The following is an 18,322-nucleotide window of genomic DNA, read 5'->3' as shown; positions in this document are numbered from 1 at the left end:
AAACTAAATGATGCATAATCGTCAAAAGATTTTGAGCCCTTGTGAAGTCAATTTTTAAAGGTCTCATTATAAAGCTAAGGTTTGGTAGTAGTGAGAATCTTTTTATTGGTCACAGACGGGTCCGGCTGGTCTCGGCAAACCTGCCTGGAACAGGGCGCTTTTTAAAGAGACATTCGGAAGAATGTCCTGGAGATACCGGGTAACATCGAGAAGTTTTTGCATGTTGATCCCCGTTTCCAGGCCCATCTCATTAAACATAAAGACCATGTCTTCGGTGGCTACATTTCCCGAGGCCCCCGGTGCAAAAGGACATCCACCCAACCCGCCCAGGGAAGATTCAAAAGACCGTATTCCCGTTTCATAGGTCTTAAGGGTATTGACCAGACCGAGGCCTCTCGTATTGTGAAGATGTACACCGAAATGAATCTCCGGGAAGTTCTCCATACATGTACTGGTGATCTGTTCGGCCTGTCTGGGATTGCCAAAGCCGACAGTATCACAAAGGGTCACTCTCCTGATCCCGATCGCTGCCATTGCCTCTACATACCGGAGGATATCCTCTATTTTTACATGCAATTCAAAAGGACACCCAAAGACTGTAGCCAGAGCAACAGAGATATCCACATCAGGATATAGTTCTCTTTTTACAGTTTTCAGCGATTCGATGGATTCCTCGGGAGTTTGTCCCACATTATGAAGATTGTGCGATCGGCTGACGGAAAAGAAAAAAACAAGGTTTCTAATCCCGCTTTCGAGGGCATCCCGCGCACCTTGAAGATTGGGAACCATGGCGGTCAAGGTGGTGCCTTCAAGATCAAGGACACCAGCGATTACCTCTCTAATATCTCTAAACTGGGGGATCACTTTCGGATGGACAAATGCTCCCACTTGAATCTCCCTGATTCCGCAGGCGGCCAACTGTCTGATAAGGGAAATCTTTTCCCCCGTGTCAACATGTACGCTTAGATTTTGCAAACCATCCCTGGGACCAACTTCAACGATTTCAACCCCTTCCTCAGGTATCATGCGCTATCTTCCCTCTATGCAAAAGGATCTGGTCACCTTTTTCACAAAATAGGGGGTAGCGATACTCGCTAACCCCCTTGATTTTCTTTGGTGAGCCCTGCCGGGATCGAACCGGCAACCTACTGATTAAGAGTCAGTTGCTCTACCTGCTGAGCTAAGGGCCCACAGATTCCCTTTATGTATGTTTCAACCCTTATATCTGGCACGCCCGGTAGGATTTGAACCTACGACCAACAGATTCGAAGTCTGCCACTCTATCCATCTGAGCTACGGGCGCATCGCATCTTAATTCTCATAGACAACTCAATTGTTAGGTGAGTGAAGGGACTCGAACCCTCAGCCTCCGGGGCCACAACCCGGCACTCTGACCACTTGAGCTACACCCACCATTTATGCTTGGCGCGCCTGCAGGGATTCGAACCCGGGACCTACGGATTAGAAGTCCGTTGCTCTATCCAGCTGAGCTACAGGCGCATCATACGATCACGCCTACTCGACATACAAACAAGGAACAAATTTCAATATTGGCTTAATAAAAAGAGCGATATATATTGTATCTCAATGAGATTTGTAGCTGCAACCTTGGGAGTTGCAGACTTCCCTTAGTATTTTTTCTGTTTTCGCTGATAGCCGAACGCTTACCATTTTGTTGATTAATATCTCCTTTAATATATTTTGTCAAGATTAAACCCGGCTATAAAAGTGAACATCTGACCAGAGATTAGATATATCCGGAACACTACATAACAAGCCAGCAATCCCCAGAAAAAATAGTGGAAATTTTGCGCAAATTGTATTAAGCAAATAAACCTTAAGGAAGTATTACCCTAAAGGTATCAAGAGGTGTTTATGAGATTAGACATGGCAAAAACCGGTAGTGGACTCGTTTATGAAATACGTAATATCGTCTCCGTGGCCGACAGGCTGAAAGAATACGGGGTGGAAGTAACCTGGGAAAATATCGGCGATCCGATACAAAAAGGAGAGAAAATCCCCGACTGGATGAAGGCAGTCCTGTCCGATATTTTAAAAAACGATGATCTCTCCTATGCCTATTCCCCTACCAAAGGGATAGAAGAAACCCGAGAGTTTCTCGCCGAGCGCGTTAACAAAAGGGGGAAAGTACAGATAACCACTGAAGACATCATTTTTTTCAACGGTCTCGGTGATGCAATTGCCCGGGCATACAGTTCCATCCGGGTGGATGCACGGATCATCATGCCGGAGCCAACCTATTCGACCCACTTACTGGCGGAGGTGCTCCATGCCTCCTTTCCTCCCAATACCTACCGGATGAACCCCTATAACAACTGGCACCCGGATATTGGCGAACTGGAGCGGAAGGTGAGAAGCCATAGAGCAATTGTCGGTATTCTGGTCATCAATCCTGACAATCCCACGGGATTTGTCTATCCAGAGGAGACCCTCAGGCAGATTGTGGAGATCGCCAGGAAATATGACCTCTTCCTTATTTTTGATGAAACATACCACCATATCGTATACAATGGAAAGAGAACCGTTCCCCTTTCAGACATAGTCGCCGATGTGCCCGGCATCAGCATGAAGGGAATCTCCAAGGAATTTCCCTGGCCCGGTGCCCGATGCGGGTGGATGGAGGTGTATAATGCCGATAAAGACGAGGTATTTGGCCGTTACATTGATGCTATTTTGAATCAGAAGATGTCGGAGGTTTGCTCCACAACACTGCCACAGATCGCGATTCCTAAAATCTTCACCCATCCGGAGTATCAGAAATATCTGGATGAGCGCGTCCGTCATTATGAAAAGCTTTCCAACACTGCCTTTAATATTCTCAAGGATGTGCCCTATATTATCGTTAACAGGAGCAACGGCGCTTTCTACATGACAGCAGTCTTTAACGAAGCGGTCCTCGATAACAGTCAGACGTTACCGATAGAACAGCCCAGTATTAAACAATATATCGAAGAGCTGGTGAGTGAAAATGTCTTGTTTGATAAACGTTTTGTCTATTATCTCTTAGGTTCCACGGGTATCTGCGTCATACCCCTGACGTCCTTTTTTACATCCATGGCCGGTTTCAGGATGACCCTGCTGGATAGAGACGAAGGCAGATTTGAATCTGTCGTGAAAACGATTGCGGAAAAGATCGTTCAGTATATAGATTCCTCAAAATAGAGCTCTGGATACAGGCGATAGGTTCTTACCGATCATTTTCCCCCGCACATTGGTCACTTGATCAAGCGCCGGTGCATTCTGTTAATCGCCAGAGGGAAAAAGATAAGACAAACGATGACAAAATAGCCGAGTGTCCACAACATCTCCATATCGAGTAGTCCTAAGCTGAAGGACCTGGTCAGCTTGACAAGATGCGTCAGGGGGAGGAAAACGGCCAGATGCTGGGCCCAGAGGGGAAGATTCTTCATGGGAAAGAATGTCCCGCTGAAGAGAAACATAGGGGTAATGAAGAGAAATATCGGCAAGTTGAATTGTTCGATCCGTGGAACAATGCCGGTAAAGAACATGCCGATCGAGCCAAAGGCAATCCCACCGATAAAGGCCAGGGGGATGACGAGTAGGCCATGGGGATAACGGATAAGACCGAATAAACTGATCACCACGAGCATGATTACAGTGGCAATAACCGCTTTGGTAGCTCCCCAGACGATCTCTCCGGTAATAATCTCTTCGAGAGTGAGCGGCGTTGCCATCATGGCATCGAACGTCTTTTGATAGTACATGCGCACAAATGAACTGTAGGTGTTCTCGAAGAAGGCGGTGTTCATGATGTTGATGGCAATCAATGCGGGGGCAAGAAAATGGGGATAAGATATTTCGCAGCCCTGATAATAGATCTTCCCCACCATGATGGAGAAGCCAACACCAAAGGCAAGGAGATAGAAAAGCGGTTCCAGCATGGGGGTAAGGAAACTGATCTTCCAGTTCTGCTGGTATACGGTTAAGTTCCTCTGCCAGACCCGTATGAAACGTCTTGAAATGCTGACCGCTACGGTCTTTGTCATTCCCTTAGTTCTCTGCCGGTTAACCTTAAGAAGACATCTTCGAGAGTTGCCATACGCATGATACAACCTTCCTTACAGTAGTTATTGCTTATTTCGTTGTACAGGCTATCACCGCCTTCAAAGTAAATGATCAGACGATGGCCTATGTCTTCGTGCTGCAGGTTCAGGGATTGAAGATACGTCCGCAGGGCCGGATGCGGTTCATTAACTTCAATAATTCCCTGACCAACGTATTTTCGGATAAGGTCCGAAGGCTTCCCCTGCACCAGGATACGGCCCCGATCCATGATTAACAGCCGATCACACAGTCGAGAGGCCTCGTCCATATAATGGGTGGTCAAGAGGATCGTGAGACCCTCAGTCCTTAACTGTTCGAGCCTCTCCCAGACCTGGTGGCGGGATTGGGGATCCAGGCCGGTAGTGGGCTCGTCGAGGATCAGGAGTTCCGGCTGATTGATAAGCGCTCGGGCCAGAACCAGCCGCCGCATCATCCCTCCTGACAATTCGATAGCCTTGGTTTCTTTACGGTGATCGAGGGCCATAAACCGGAGGAGACTCCGGGCCCTCTCACGGGCTACCTTCGAGGGAATATTAAAATAGCGGGCAAAAACCTCCAGATTTTGCAGGACGGTAAGGTCAGGATCAAGGTTGTTTTCCTGCTGGCAGACGCCAATACGGGCTTTACTGGCACGCATATTTTGTGAGATGTCGAGGCCGAAAACCTTAAGACCGCCGTCTGTCATGGGTGAAAAGCCATAGACCATGCGGATGGTGGATGTCTTTCCCGCCCCGTTAGGCCCCAGTATCCCGAAGCATTCTCCCGGAGACACCTCGAAAGAAACATCATCAACGGCCACCAGATCACCGAATACCTTCCTCAGATGTACCGCTTCAATAATGGGTTCCACAATTAAAGAGTACCGAATATCCTCTCGAGGGGCCAATAACAATCCCGATCGGGATGGGAAAAATCCTTAATTTTGCCGATCAATCCTCCAACTTTTATCCCGGAGAACCTCTCAATGGCTTCCATATTTTCCTGGATCATATCTTCCGCTGTATCCTCTTTTGTAGAGTTGATAAAAACAATACCTGCCGGTCTTATCCTTCTTCTCCTCAAAGCCTCGATGGTGAGAAGAGTATGATTGATTGTTCCTAATCCGGGTCGGGCGGCAATAATCGGTCTGGCACCCGTTATTCTGATTGTATCTACCATCAATATTTTTTCGCTAACCGGCACAAGCAGCCCGCCGGCAGCCTCCAGAATGACCGGGGAGTGCAACAAACTCCTCTCATCCACAACTCTCCGTATTAGCCTGATATCTATTTCCCTTCCCTCATCCCGGGCGGCAAAAAAGGGAGCTTTGGGATTCTTGAAACAGTAAATGACAGATTCGGCCGGGTCTTTCCCCTTTAAGGGCTGTACATGCCTGTAAATAAAGGTGGCGTCACTATTAACATCCCGGGGATCTTTGCATCCGGTCTGGATAGGCTTGAGGTAAAAGGGGGAGTAACCTCGTGAGTAGAAAAACTGCATCAGTAAAAGGGATAATACAGTCTTTCCCACTCCCGTATCGGTTCCGATAACAAAAAGATTTTCTATCTGTCGAGGCAAACTTCTAAAGATAAGGGAGAGTGCCTATATTTCCCTGTTTCAAGGCAGGAGAATATAAGGCACCATCTGGTAAGTCCAAAACCTTGATACTTTGCGCGCAAACGTTCAGCCGTCAGCAATCAGCAACCCCTGGTGTCTTTCTGTTTTCGCTGATAGCTAAATGCTTACCTTATTATTTACAGGGCTTATTCACAGATCAGTCTAACACAATCATGACCCGGCATTTTTTCATGAAGGACAAATTATCCGTCGCGGCCCTGATATTTGTGGCATCGGCATTGCTGATGACGATGTCGGAACGTCCCGGGCCCTCTATCTTTAATCCCTTCACCGTGACGGGATTGTTCGTAACCCGTGGATTGCTCTGGGCTGCCGTTAGATCCCGGGCGTAACCACTTATCCCCTGTTGAACCGCATATTCACGATCCACCTGCATAGAACCATAAACTTCCTTGCCATCTTCATCAATGATCTTAGGAGACATGGCCGGCCGCGCCTGGATGCCGCGGGCATCTATCACCATTCCTGTATAGACAATGGCTGCCGGAGATGGGGTTTCAGGAGCAGTAACCTGTGGTACCGCAGGAGGTTTTACAGCAGGTGCCACCGGTGGAACTATCTCTGGTCTCCGCTCCATGATTCTGGAAAGGACCGCTCTTGAAAAATCACCATAAATGGGCATCCTCACGGTGACTTCCACCGTTCCATCAGAAAGGTAATCCTGATTAACAACCTGTGCCCCTTTAACCAGGCCTTCAATCTGTGATCTTATGATATCACTCTCCACCACAAAATCTTTGACCAGTGTCTCGGAATTTATCTGTACACCCTTTATAATCTCAAGTAAATTCCGGTAGGCGTCCATCTTCGCGGCTCTTAAGGCCATGGGACGCACCTGAGGAGTTCCGATCAATTTTTGCGGGGGAGCTCCTATCCCTATCGCCTCGATATACCCGGCAGACCAATTGATGCTACCCTTATCGCCCATTTTTTGAACTATTTCCGTCCACTCTGACATGCTCACCTTCTCCTCACAGAAACCGATCCCTGCAAGAAGGAAAAACACGCCCATCATAATCCCCACTGCAATCGTAAGCTTTAACTTCATAATAACCCTCCTTTAATAGTTATGGTAACTTATTTCTAAAACTTCCCTGAGAATGAAACGCCGTTAAGATAACAAAATTACGTAAAAGTCTCAACATAGAAATGACACCTCTGGTATATTTCCAGAGCACCTACGTTATTTCGGCTCTGTAAATGCCTTCTCATCCGGAGACTCTAACCAGGGTTTGATGTTGATATTTTCTCCCCAGATCAACTTTTGATCAGGCGGGTTACTACCCCACCAGTTGTACCGAGCGTCAATATAAATGGAGGAGAAAGTCTGGACAGCTACCATATTATCGGCAAAATTATTGTACTTGATTGAGGGATTCGACATACCAACACACTTGATCCCCCCCTCCCCCAGGTTACGGGTAAAGGTACTGTAAGATATCTTAGGTGCCGCATCATGGCGACAGTAAATACCGCTCTGGGCATTGTATGCTATGTGACAGAAGGAGATTTCCGGTGCACCGTAATAGATATCAAATGCCGTAGTAGCATTTTTCACCACACAATAGTTAAAAAAACTATTAACTCTGGTGAGCTTTGTCAATCTAATGGCATTGGTGTAAAAACCGGGTGAAGGAGTTGCCCCCGATGCTGTAAAAAGGATAGGATGATCCCTTATTCCCCTGGCGACGACACCACCATCTCCCACAATAATGGATGTATTCTGGTCATACATGATTGTCACCCCCGGCTCGATGTACAGGGTGGCACCGCCATCAATGACAACATCCTTTGCTACCCGGTAGGGACTATTGGATAAAATGAGAAAGGCATCCGTCTTTATCGGACTACCAAGGACCTGGGGAAGGATAGGGAGTTCGAGAGGCTTTCCCTCTGGATAAGCCGCATTCAAGACCGATTTAATATTGATCCTCCCCTGAATTCTGGACAGGATGACAAGGCCTTCGGTACTTCCCCACCAGTTGTTCAGGGCATTTATCGCCTCCCCGGTCATTTCTCCCACCATATCAAAGGGCCTATTGCCGGTGATATTATTCTCTTTGATGGTGGCCTGGCAGCTCTTACCAACAATACCTGACCCTCGGTTCTGCACAATCATGTTGTGCTGGATCACCGGGGCAGCGGCCTGAATCACGATTCCCTCCTTCGCATTATCCTGGATCCTGTTTTCCTTCAACGTCGGTTGAGCACCGCCTGTAATCTGCACCGCCGTATCTCTGTTCTTATGGATCGTGTTCTTTACCACCTGAGGTCTGGAAAATGCGCCCAAAATCCTGATGGCAACATCATTGTCGGCAAGTTCGCAGGCCTCGATCAATGGTGAGGATGACTGGCAGGTGATCCCTGTCTTCGCATTCCTGATCCGGCAAAACTTCAGAAGATTCTCTTTCTCCTTGACGTTATTAAAAACAATCCCTTCCCATCTTTTGCCTTCTTGTCCGGTATCAAACAGAATGAGATGGTCACCATCTCCCCGGACTATGAGCTGTCCTTCAATAACCAGGGGACTACCTTTCGACCGTATCTCTGTCCCGGCCTCAACCGTAAGCCGGGCTTTATCCTTCACAAAAACGGTATCTTCGATGACATAGGGACTGGCACCGGAATACCAGGTGGTATCGGTTTCAATCGCCCCTGATACGGGGGTTGGCCCTCCCGCCACAGGTATTCCGACCACCGCTTCCGTCTTTTCGCTTTCATTACCAGCCCTGTCTATGGCTGTGACCTGATAGTAATACTCTCGAAAATTGACCAATCCCCCATCGCGCAGTTCATTAAATTCCGTTTTGGCAATTTCCTGAAAACCGGAGAGAGGGGTTGTACTGCGGTAAACATGGTAGCCCGCCAGATCGGAAGCGGCAGACTTATCCCAACTAAGCAGCACAAGGGCATTTCGCCCCACACCGGTAAGATCTTTCACTTTTTCAGGGGGTGTGGTATCAATGGTCACCGTCCCGATGGCATCAACCCACTGGGAGGTATTGCCGGAATCATCCGTGAGATAGCCGGTAATAATAGCGCCTGTCACATTATCACCCGGCACGACCCTGTAAACGCCCAGATAGCCACCTGGTTCAACTTCCTGCATGACGATATGTTTCTTGTATTCACCGATATCAAAGTGTGCCTGCATCTTGGGCGTACCCTGGATCACCACCTTAATCTCATCGCCTGCCTTTCTGGGGAGACCCTTCGTATCCTGGGTAAGAAGGGTAATGACCGGTGGTCGGAGGGCCTCGGCAATGGCCGGCACCGGAATTGTCTTGACCATATCCCTGAACAGATCGTCACAGGCTCTCAGCAACTGAACATCCCGCATATTCATGGAAGTGGCAATAACCGTGGCAATAAGACCGACAGGGGTTGTCGAGATACCACCCTCATGCAACCGCACCGTGTGCTTGCCACTCCAGAGAAAATTCCCCATTCTCGTATCATACATCTTGATCTCGGCCCCCACCGATACCTGAGAATATACCACGGCAAACAACTTATCGAAATTAGATATCTCGCCAAAAACCACGGCATCCACATCAAGGATTTTGCCGAGTTCCTGTGGTGACGTTTTGTTAATGACTTCCGGGTCGGCAAGACCAGCCTTTTTTAACAGGTTATCCACACGGTAGAGCTCCATATCCTTAAAGGGCAGAGAACTGAAGTGATTATAGAATCCCCTCCGAACCGTATCAAAGCCCTCCTTGCTCCGGGATTGATCAAAAAAGGGGAGGACAGCTACCGTCCGAGGCTTGTGTTTTTCCATGTAGGGATCAACCTTATACGTCCCTTTGAAAAAAGTGATAATCTCAGGAGCGATGACGGTCTTTTTTGTGGCCACCACGCAACCCTGGCTCGCGATGAGCAGAGACAGTAAGACACTTACAAAAATGACGCTTCCCTTTTTCACATTGAAACCCGGAAGCAGATTTATTGTGTCCATTTTTTTTACCCCCTATATAAAAGTTTTAACCGCCAGGAGGGCATCTCCACCACTTTTTATGATCTCTCCATGACCGGGATAGATCACTTTCGGCCCAATGGTACCACAGAGATCATGATAGGTTCTTGTAATGACTTCTCTGCTCCAGTGAAACCTATTTAACTTCCCACGGCCGTTTCTCTCCATGTTCAGGATCAGATCACCGCAGATCAGCTCTCCTGACGATTCACTGTAAAACGAAACGGATTCTTCCGTATGGCCGGGGGTCTCGATGACCTCCCAGTCATCAAAGCCGAGCTTGTACCTTGGACACTTCCCCTCACCGAAATAACTGATTTTACTGTGTTCATAGGGCAGGTTCACCATCTTCCTCAGTCCAGGAAGGGGGATACCGGAGAGACTCTCAAACTTCAGATGAGAAAACCTCCTGATGTAACGGGTACTGACTAAAGATGCAGGCACAAGACCAACGAACCAGTTCTTGATAGGGGACATCTTCCTCGTTCCCGTCAAGTAACCTTCCACAAAACGATGGAACAGAACCCTTGTCTCAGGTGAGCACTGGCGAAGAAAATGGCCGATCCCCCCGATATGATCAATGTGAAAATGGGTAGCCGCAATATATCGCACATCGTGGGCCATCATACCTGCGGTATCATGGATATACGCTGCCACATCTTCCGCCGTCCCGATACTGCCTACATCAACCACCATCAGGCCGTCTTCACCGGAGATGATATACGACCTTGCAAAACCACAATTTAAGACAGGATGAACCATGCAAATTCACCGGTTTACTATCATCGCTCACGTTCTCTGATATTGATTGGCTGACCCCTGACCCCTGATTCCTGACCCCTGATTATTATCATTTATCACGTTCTTTGATATTGATTGGAGCACCTGGAATATCTTCAACCAGAAAGTCTTTGTAATTTTTAGGCGATAATTTTATAAACTTATAAGGTATAGCAACGGGTTCCCGTCCCGTGGCGAGGGCACGATAGGTAAGAATCCACACCGCCCCCGTTGTTGTATCAACGAGGTAGGCATTGTCATCGTTGCCGGGAACAACCTGATATGTCCCAGTTTCACCTGCAAGAGACAAGGGGCAAGAGACAAGAGGCAAGAGACAAGAGGCAAGAGCCCATAACCCATAGCCCATAGCCCAATATAGGGTTCGTCCTACGATATATTTCCTCCCCATACCTCTCTTAAGGAAGAAAGCTGATTTAAAACTTAAGCCAACCGACTGCCCAAAGATCATGATAAAAACCTCCTGAGTTTTAAAAATAAAGTTTGCATGCACTGAACAACACCCATCTATTTTCCGATGATGGTTACTTCTTCACTGGGTTCACTCTCCAGACCATCCTTATCCACAGAGGTGATGACATACGTCTTTTTCTTTCCTTTCGGTAAGCCTCCCCCCTTAAAATTTGTTTCTGTAACGGTGGCAATTTTTTCGCTACCGAAAAATCGCTTCTCGTAAACATTATAATGCAAAATATCAGGTTCGTTCCCTGGTTTCCAGTGGAGTTTAACCCTCCCCTTACGTAAATCACCGGTGAACCCTTCAGGACTTTTGGGTCTTGGTTTGGTCTGAATACTGATGGTTTCTGAAAAATCGCTGAGCAATCCATCCCTGTCTTCGGCCTGGATACGGTAACGATAGGTATATCCATCTTTGAGCTCTTTATCAATGTACGTAGTTTCGCCATGAACATCTGCAATTTTGGTAAATTCTTCTCCCTCAGAACCAGCACGCCAAACATGATAAACGGCAATATCATTTTCCGGGTTTGGTAACCAGATAAGGGGCGCCTCCTTGACCTTCAATTCTTCTCCCTTAAGTCCGAGGGGTTTCGTCGGTCTGGGTTTTGTTGTAGCAAAGGCTACCTTAGACAGATCGCTCTCCAGATCTACCCTGTTGAAGGATGTTATTGTGTAATAATAGGTAGTGTCATCATCGAGCTTTTCACTGCCTCCACCGCCGTGGGTAAATTTATTGGTCGTTCGTCCCTTTAATTTTTCGAGCAATAAATATTTACCCACCTTTTCCCTGGACCAGTAAATGTTGTAACCCTCAACATCCTCCTCGGAGCTCGCCGTCCATGTAAGTTCCACTTTTTTTACCAGGCCACTTATAGCTTTTAATGCCTCCGGATGGGGTGGCTTACCTTTCGTTACGGCCGATACCGCTACCGATGGCGCCGTTTCCCTCTCTTCGTCTTCAAAAGCAGTAATTCGATAGTAATAACAGAGGCTATCACCAAGTCCTTCCCTATCAGTATAATCCACCTTATTTCCCATGCTGGCACCTGAAATGTTAGCGATGTCAACCTTCTCGATCTTGGTAAAATCTCCCTTTTCTACAGTACTCCGATAGATGTAGTATCCCTTGATGAAGGGCGAATCAACAGGAGCCCAGGTCAGTTTGATTTCCCGTATCATTCCCTGTGCTGATAGACTACTGACAATGGGTGTGGTCGTGGCCTTAACAGAGCCGGGAAATTCACTTTCCAGGTCTTTTTCGTTGTAGGCCGTCAATTTATAATAATATTCTTCCCCATCGGCGAGTCCCCGATCTACATAGGTCACCTTAAACAATTTGTCGAGGGTGGTTGTGACATTTAGACCAATGCCAGGATCCCGACCCAGGATATTGGCCACCTCCTTGTAATCACCCTGTTCTACCCTGGCCCGATAGAGTTTATATCCCTTCAATCCCAGGGGATCATCACCCCTCGTGGGACTGGGGGACCAGGTCAGTTGAATACTCTTTATGTGACCTTCTGTCCTTAAAATAACGGGAGGATTGGGAACCAGGGCTGTCTCGGCGGGAATAACGGCGGAAAAATCACTTTGCAGGCCGTTACTGGCACAGACCCTGACTTTATAATAATAAGTGGTATTCTTTTCTAAGTCACGATCAAGATATTCAGGTCGTGCAACCTGGGCAATCCAGGTAAAAGGACCGGATGCGGAAGTGCTCCGAAACACTTCATAGCTGACAGCAGTGGTACCGGGTGCATCTTCCCAGCTCAAATAGATCTTTCTATCACCCGATCGTTTGTGTATATTAACGGGTCCTTCCAAAACCGGCCTTTCTCCCTCCCCTTTTTTAGAAGCGGAATCTGCTATCGCTGTACTGATTAAGGTTCTAAGCTTTTTGATTTCACCCATCAGACCAGTATCACCGAAGCATACTAACTGGGTATCAAAAATAGGCCTCTTTTGTTTGATCTGAATAACCTTACAGTTAATCACAATCACAGTTCCCTTTTTTTCAACGCTGCCAACAATAACCGCATCAAGCCCCAGTTGTGTGCCAATATTAACCACGTTTACCTGATTATCGTCCTGCTGGAGGGCATGGAGGTTCAAAAATGCCTCAAGCTCCTTACGGTCAATCATGGCAAGCACACATTCCTCTTTAAGATAATCTACCAGCATATTGGTCACCTGGGTGCCATAACCGGAAGCCTCCAGATTTACAGTGTGGAAATTAAAAACAGCGCACTTGAACTGTGGGGAAGTACCGGCCAAGACAATAATTGGATAAAAGAAAATTATCGTCACAAAAATTAAGCAACACTTTTTCCCCATTCTTTCCTCCAGGGAGACCTTTGAAAATTGACTTCACAAGGGCTCAAAATATAACACGATTTAAGATGGGTTACGGCTTACGCATCTTGCATCAGTTCGTCAATCATTTCCAGGGACTTCTGGGAAATTGGAGTGGATATGCCTTTTAATCTTTCATCAAAAATGGCATCTGTAAATCTTTCAATGGCAAGTTCCGTATTCCGTCGTTTTCGGTATTGCTGACCCTGGTTAAAGTACTCAACCTCAAGGCTCTGAAAATTTTTGAGGACACTCTGTCCCATCTCCGATGTCTTCTCGTTGGTTAATTCATCCAGTACTTCTACCCCTATCGGAAGTTCTAACGGGTCATAGGGGATACCGGCAGCCGGCACGGCATCCTGATACCTGTCTTCCTTAAACATCTTTCCCGCGACGGTATTGGTAAAAATGTTCTCTCCGGTGAGGGTATCCACAAGCTTATAAGAAATCTCGATTATGGCGCTGATTTTTGTCGTTCCCTGCTTATAGGAAATGAATTGATAAGTCTTCTTCTTAATCGTAGGGGGTGGGGCAGACTGAAGCTCCTGTCGTGTTGGTTTGGGATACATCATCCTCCATAATGAGAATTCAGGATTAGGTTCGTCTGTTTCGTCAACGAGGGCCTTAACCTGGCTGATGCTTGGAATATCTGTGGTCGTGGCCGAGAAGTGAAGAACATCTCCCATGATAAACGTATCAATACCTCTCATCTTTCCTGCGGCTTGGGCCGCCTTGATATCAACGAGACCGGTTTGTCCAAGCTGCATCTCCCTTAGAATAGACTGCAGGTTTTCACGCTCAATGATACGCAGATCACCACTGGCGTTCTTATGTAGGTAAGTAATCAGTTTGTTGGCCGCTATTTTACCTGCGTCTCTATTGTTACTGGGACTGGTGAAATCAAAAACGGCTATGGACTTTCTAATACGTTTATTGATATGGTCTTTAACGTCCAGAATCTTCTGAAACAACTCCGGGTAATTACGATTCAATGCCTCAGCTCTCTGCAACCAGACCAGGGCATTACCCCACATCTCCCGTCCAGAAAATTTTTCCGCTCTCTCCACCAGCTTTGCACAGAAGTTGTTGACAAATTCTCTGTAAACAGGATCATCTAACAGATGAGGTGAATAGGTCCTGATAAGCGCTAATTTCTTACATGCTTGAGAGAACTTGTCTTGATTGACCGACCTGATAGCCTCTTCGAAATAGATTTGCCCGACCTGTACTTTCAGGACTTCCAACTTTTTCATCAGATCACGATTGTCCGGCTGGTATTCGCTGGCCTTCTCGAGTAACTGGATAGCCCTCTCCCAGCTTTTTACCTGCCTTGCCTTTTCAGCCTCACTAATGTAATAATCAGCATTATCCTTGGACATAGCATCCTGATATAGTTTAGCTACATCCAGGTAATTAGGATTGATATCCATAGCAGCCTTAAATGCCTGGGCTGCCAACTTCCAGTCTTCCTGTTTACTCAAGGCAAGACCCTGCTGATATAAAATCCTCGTCCCTTCTTGCTCCGCTTTGACAAGACGATTGGCCGTATTCTCATAACCGGGGAAGATCTTATTGATCTGCCTTAATTTGGTCACAGCGGCCATCCAATCCTCCCTTTGCATGTCCACTTCTGCCTGGCTGGACAGTGACTTAATTGTGGTTGTAAGAGTGTTGATCTTTTCCCTGATATTATCGTCAAAAGCCTTAATGGCACTGTTTTCAGGGTCCAGGCTGCAAGCAAGATTAACTTCTTTTGCCACCTGTTCGAGAGCAGGCATGTTCTGGAGAGGAGTAGAAGCAAATGCCTGTTTTGCCTTTTCATAATGGACCTTGGCCGCTTCCCGCTTTGCCCGGGACAGTGCATCCCTGTACTCCTGATTGTTAGGACTCTCCCCTAATGCCTGCTCAAAAAAACCTATGGCTTCATCCCAGCGGTTTGCCTGACTCAATTCTATTCCAGTTTTGTAACTTTCACTTACGGCACAGCCAGAAAGAAAGATCAGGATAAATAAACCGATTAGAATCACCCGACAATTTTTTAGCTCAATCATTATTACCTCCCTCAATATTTTAAATTTTTGGCAAAGCGGCCAGCCTTCAGTGTAAGTTGGATTCAAGGTATTGCACCAGTCAGGGTAAAAGCATTGCTTCAATCTTGTTCTGAGTTATCTTTAATATCTTAACTTTTCTATCATTTATGGTAATTGCGGCGATATCATCGGCTAAGCCCTGAGTATTTCCCTCAATCTCCAGGTCCAACTCAACCTGTCCCTGAACATAAGAACGCTGGTACACTTCCTTGAACCCCTTTACTTCCATGGATAGAAGATACTTGAACCGCATCAGATCCTGGTAAGAATCCAAGCCCGACACCAACAATTTGACTGTAACTGTATTTGTTAATTCAGAAGACCAGCGCTCCAGAGTCTCTTCCATCATTTTCTTGGCCAGCTTTACAGATGCTTCTTCAGTTATCAGTTTAATGTCGCCCTTTGTACCCGGTGCCGACCCGCTTTCACTATCCGTCGCGATTATCTCTCCCGTATCAGCATTTATTAGCTTAATAGATACAGTAACCTTGTTTGAGTATACTTCAATATTCTCCACCGTAAAGGAATTGCATGTGGCATCAACGCTGCCGATAATCACGACCTCTGCACCGTAATAATGGCCTACCTTAGCAAGCATCTTCTGATCCTCGGTAAGGGTTTGGAGGTGTTCGTATTCCCTGTTTTTTCTGACAATTTTAGCATCAACGAGCTTAAATCCTTTAGCTATAAAATATCTGGTCATGGCCGCCTCAGCAATGGCATCCTTCTGGGCCTGCCCACTGAAAATAATCATCAGGCGCGGCTTGGACTTTCTCGTCATAATAATATTGATAGCCTCTATGCGCTCTTTCAGCTTACCCATTCCCACGTTGGCTTCAATAGTCACCTGATACGTATCACCCTCTCTCTTTTCCGAGATAATCCTGTAAGTATTGATAAAACCTCTGGACTCAGAAAGAATCCGATCCAGCTTTAACTGGAAATTTTCGACCTCTGTACTACTTGTAACCATAACGCCCACGGCTTTTTCCACTGCATTACGCTGGGCATTGTCAATGGCTTTATCTCTGGCAATATCCACTAAATTACTATGAATGGTTGCCATCCCCTCTGATAGAATCTTATGCTGAGCCAGAGCGATGCCGCACAAAAAAACCGCGCCAATTACCATCATCAAAAAGACCGTTCTCTTCATTTCTGACCTCATAGTGTTTTTACCACAGCTTTGATTATGATTAAGGAAGAATTATCATTTAATCAATAATTATTCGCTAACAATTCGGTAAATCTTAAAAGTTTTTTATGCAGTAGTAGATGTACTGAAATTAGTGCGAAGTGTCAAGGTTAATATAATGTGGATGGGGTTCTACCTCTGATACCCTGCTGATATAGTCACACAAGGCAATCTGCCAGTGTCTCATGGCTTTTCCCGTTACTTTTTGAAACTTTTCGCAGCTAAGGACACTACACGAGGGACGGCTCGCCGGTCTTGTCAGTTGGTCTGACTTTATTGGTCTTACTTCAACATCCTTCCTGCTTATACACTCCAATATCTTCACGGCAAATTCATACCAGCTACAGCATCCCATGTTGGTCACATGAAAAACCCCGGTGTGATGACCCTCGATAAGCTGTTGAACGGCAGCAGCCAGATCCCATGTATAGGTCGGTGAACCAATCTGATCGTCAACCACGTCAATCGTCTTTGATGTTTTGGCCGCCTCCGCAATGGTCTTAACAAAGTTCCTGCCATTTATTCCGTAGAGCCAGGCCGTCCGTATGAGGAGAAAGTTGTGCGAGAATGCCTTAAGAAACAATTCCCCCTCGAGCTTGGACTGGCCATAGGTATTGACAGGATGGCACAAATCATCTTCCTGATAGGGTATTCCTTTTTGTCCATCAAAGACATAGTCTGTACTGAAGTGCACGACTTTTATACCCTTGCAGGCGAGCACAACGTTCTTAACCCCATTGGCGTTAACCGAAAAGCACCTCTGTCTATTTGATTCACAGCCATCTACATCGGTGTAGGCAGCCGCATTAATAACAATCTCCGGCCTCGCTTCTGAAATGACATCATGGCAGGCAACTGCTGAGGTAATATCGAAATCATCTATGTCCTTGCCTGTTACATCATGGCTGGCGCTGAGCCTTAGGAAAAGATCACTGCCCAGCATACCCGCATGTCCTAATATCAGAATCCTCACCGGTAATGCTCCCCTAAAAAATCAGTATTTCACTTCCATTAAAAACAGTCCCTGAGGTGGCGCCGTCACACCTGCCCGTCTCCTATCCTTCGCTTCTATGAGACACATAAATTCGGTCGGTAACCACCTCCCCTTACCCACATCAACCAGCGTACCGACTATATTTCTTACCATATACCTTAAGAACCCATTGGCTTCTATATAAATTTTTACCATACCACATCTGGCCACCTTAACATCAACATCCATGACCGTTCTGACATGATTCTTTATCTCCTTATCGGCGGCACTAAAAGATGAAAAATCATGAGTTCCCTTAAGAAGAAGTAACGCCGCCCTCATCCTGTCTATAGCGAGTGATTCTCGGATAAACCAGGCATAATCTCTGTATACAACCGACCGAACCGGTCTGTTGTATATTTGATAGAGATATACCTTACTCCTGGCATCGTGGCGGGCGTGGAAGGTCTCTTCTACCTCTACAAGATGTTTAACCACCACATCCTTCGGCAGAAGGCTGTTGATACCCTGGAGAAGTTTTGTCTCTTCGATTTTTGATCCCGTCTTGAAATTGGCTACCTGATTTATGGCGTGGACACCTGCATCGGTTCTTCCCGCACCAATGACCTTGATCTCTTCTCGGGTGATGATGCCGATGGTCTCTTCAAGGACCTGCTGAACGGTCATGGTATCGTTCTGACGTTGCCATCCATGATAGCCGCCTCCGTTGTACTCCACGATCATCTTCAGGTTGCGTGTCACAACGCCCTCATCCT

14 protein-coding genes and 4 tRNA genes are annotated in these 18,322 nt (G+C 46.6%); 1 reads left to right on the top strand and 17 read right to left on the bottom strand.

Translation table 11 applies throughout. The features are described from left to right. Window positions 1-102 precede the first annotated feature (102 nt). From QMD03_07740 to QMD03_07720, 5 genes are all read right to left on the bottom strand, one after another. A complete protein-coding gene (locus QMD03_07740) occupies window positions 103-1,026 on the bottom strand; it encodes a hydroxymethylglutaryl-CoA lyase (protein ID MDI6777111.1) in 924 nt (307 codons plus the stop codon). An 88-nt stretch (window positions 1,027-1,114) separates the two neighbouring features. Next, window positions 1,115-1,190: transfer RNA gene (locus QMD03_07735), tRNA-Lys, on the bottom strand. Between the two features lie 36 nt (window positions 1,191-1,226). Then, window positions 1,227-1,303, bottom strand: a tRNA-Arg gene (locus QMD03_07730). Between the two features lie 36 nt (window positions 1,304-1,339). Beyond that, window positions 1,340-1,413: transfer RNA gene (locus QMD03_07725), tRNA-His, on the bottom strand. Window positions 1,414-1,423: 10 nt separating this feature from the next. Then, window positions 1,424-1,500 (bottom strand) — tRNA-Arg (locus QMD03_07720). A 375-nt stretch (window positions 1,501-1,875) separates the two neighbouring features. On the opposite strand from QMD03_07720, the gene QMD03_07715 reads away from it, so the two are divergent. Further along, the gene (locus QMD03_07715) at window positions 1,876-3,183 is read left to right on the top strand and encodes a pyridoxal phosphate-dependent aminotransferase (GenBank protein ID MDI6777110.1); all 1,308 of its coding nucleotides are present in this window, start codon (window positions 1,876-1,878) and stop codon (window positions 3,181-3,183) included. Between the two features lie 53 nt (window positions 3,184-3,236). Here the strand turns inward: QMD03_07715 and QMD03_07710 are convergent, their stop codons facing one another. From QMD03_07710 to truA, 12 genes are all read right to left on the bottom strand, one after another. Further along, window positions 3,237-4,028 (bottom strand): ABC transporter permease, encoded by a 792-nt coding sequence (locus QMD03_07710; protein ID MDI6777109.1) that lies wholly within the window; start codon window positions 4,026-4,028, stop codon window positions 3,237-3,239. Continuing rightward, complete coding sequence (locus QMD03_07705) at window positions 4,025-4,936, bottom strand: ATP-binding cassette domain-containing protein (GenBank protein ID MDI6777108.1); 912 nt, start codon at window positions 4,934-4,936, stop codon at window positions 4,025-4,027. The genes QMD03_07710 and QMD03_07705 overlap by 4 nt, the downstream gene beginning before the upstream one ends. 2 nt (window positions 4,937-4,938) lie before the next feature. Beyond that, the gene (bioD, locus tag QMD03_07700) at window positions 4,939-5,643 is read right to left on the bottom strand and encodes a dethiobiotin synthase (protein ID MDI6777107.1); all 705 of its coding nucleotides are present in this window, start codon (window positions 5,641-5,643) and stop codon (window positions 4,939-4,941) included. A 196-nt stretch (window positions 5,644-5,839) separates the two neighbouring features. Next, the gene (locus QMD03_07695; GenBank protein ID MDI6777106.1) at window positions 5,840-6,751 is read right to left on the bottom strand and encodes a hypothetical protein; all 912 of its coding nucleotides are present in this window, start codon (window positions 6,749-6,751) and stop codon (window positions 5,840-5,842) included. A gap of 135 nt (window positions 6,752-6,886) precedes the next feature. Next, on the bottom strand, window positions 6,887-9,661 hold the full coding sequence (locus tag QMD03_07690) for a DUF799 family lipoprotein (GenBank protein MDI6777105.1): 2,775 nt from the start codon (window positions 9,659-9,661) through the stop codon (window positions 6,887-6,889). A 12-nt stretch (window positions 9,662-9,673) separates the two neighbouring features. Beyond that, window positions 9,674-10,441 carry an MBL fold metallo-hydrolase gene (locus QMD03_07685; GenBank protein ID MDI6777104.1) on the bottom strand — a complete coding sequence of 256 codons (768 nt, stop codon included), beginning with the start codon at window positions 10,439-10,441 and terminating at the stop codon, window positions 9,674-9,676. Between the two features lie 88 nt (window positions 10,442-10,529). Continuing rightward, window positions 10,530-10,928, bottom strand: a complete 399-nt coding sequence (locus QMD03_07680) for a hypothetical protein (GenBank protein MDI6777103.1) — start codon at window positions 10,926-10,928, stop codon at window positions 10,530-10,532. A 56-nt stretch (window positions 10,929-10,984) separates the two neighbouring features. Next, the gene (locus QMD03_07675; protein ID MDI6777102.1) at window positions 10,985-13,270 is read right to left on the bottom strand and encodes a hypothetical protein; all 2,286 of its coding nucleotides are present in this window, start codon (window positions 13,268-13,270) and stop codon (window positions 10,985-10,987) included. Window positions 13,271-13,347: 77 nt separating this feature from the next. Beyond that, on the bottom strand, window positions 13,348-15,339 hold the full coding sequence (locus QMD03_07670) for a CsgG/HfaB family protein (protein MDI6777101.1): 1,992 nt from the start codon (window positions 15,337-15,339) through the stop codon (window positions 13,348-13,350). 79 nt (window positions 15,340-15,418) lie between these two features. Further along, a complete protein-coding gene (locus QMD03_07665) occupies window positions 15,419-16,534 on the bottom strand; it encodes a flagellar assembly protein T N-terminal domain-containing protein (GenBank protein ID MDI6777100.1) in 1,116 nt (371 codons plus the stop codon). 130 nt (window positions 16,535-16,664) lie between these two features. Next, a complete protein-coding gene (gene rfbD, locus QMD03_07660; protein MDI6777099.1) occupies window positions 16,665-17,546 on the bottom strand; it encodes a dTDP-4-dehydrorhamnose reductase in 882 nt (293 codons plus the stop codon). A gap of 21 nt (window positions 17,547-17,567) precedes the next feature. Beyond that, on the bottom strand, window positions 17,568-18,322 hold a 755-nt coding region (gene truA / locus QMD03_07655), incomplete at its 5' end, for a tRNA pseudouridine(38-40) synthase TruA (GenBank protein MDI6777098.1).

It is taken from the genome of Syntrophales bacterium (genome assembly GCA_030018935.1).
In the GTDB taxonomy this organism is placed as follows: Bacteria; Desulfobacterota; Syntrophia; order Syntrophales; family CG2-30-49-12; genus CG2-30-49-12.
Note: the sequence above shows the minus strand (reverse complement) of the source record. Positions and strands in the feature narration are given on the sequence as shown.

Excerpts from the sequence above, each read along its gene's own strand:
- QMD03_07740 (MDI6777111.1), bottom strand. The coding sequence starts at position 1,026 with ATGATACCTGAGGAAGGGGTTGAAATCGTTGAAGTTGGTCCCAGGGAT.
- QMD03_07715 (MDI6777110.1), top strand. The coding sequence starts at position 1,876 with ATGAGATTAGACATGGCAAAAACCGGTAGTGGACTCGTTTATGAAATA.
- QMD03_07710 (MDI6777109.1), bottom strand. The coding sequence starts at position 4,028 with ATGACAAAGACCGTAGCGGTCAGCATTTCAAGACGTTTCATACGGGTC.
- QMD03_07695 (MDI6777106.1), bottom strand. The coding sequence starts at position 6,751 with ATGAAGTTAAAGCTTACGATTGCAGTGGGGATTATGATGGGCGTGTTT.
- QMD03_07690 (MDI6777105.1), bottom strand. The coding sequence starts at position 9,661 with ATGGACACAATAAATCTGCTTCCGGGTTTCAATGTGAAAAAGGGAAGC.
- QMD03_07685 (MDI6777104.1), bottom strand. The coding sequence starts at position 10,441 with ATGGTTCATCCTGTCTTAAATTGTGGTTTTGCAAGGTCGTATATCATC.
- QMD03_07680 (MDI6777103.1), bottom strand. The coding sequence starts at position 10,928 with ATGATCTTTGGGCAGTCGGTTGGCTTAAGTTTTAAATCAGCTTTCTTC.
- QMD03_07675 (MDI6777102.1), bottom strand. The coding sequence starts at position 13,270 with ATGGGGAAAAAGTGTTGCTTAATTTTTGTGACGATAATTTTCTTTTAT.
- QMD03_07670 (MDI6777101.1), bottom strand. The coding sequence starts at position 15,339 with ATGATTGAGCTAAAAAATTGTCGGGTGATTCTAATCGGTTTATTTATC.
- QMD03_07665 (MDI6777100.1), bottom strand. The coding sequence starts at position 16,534 with ATGAAGAGAACGGTCTTTTTGATGATGGTAATTGGCGCGGTTTTTTTG.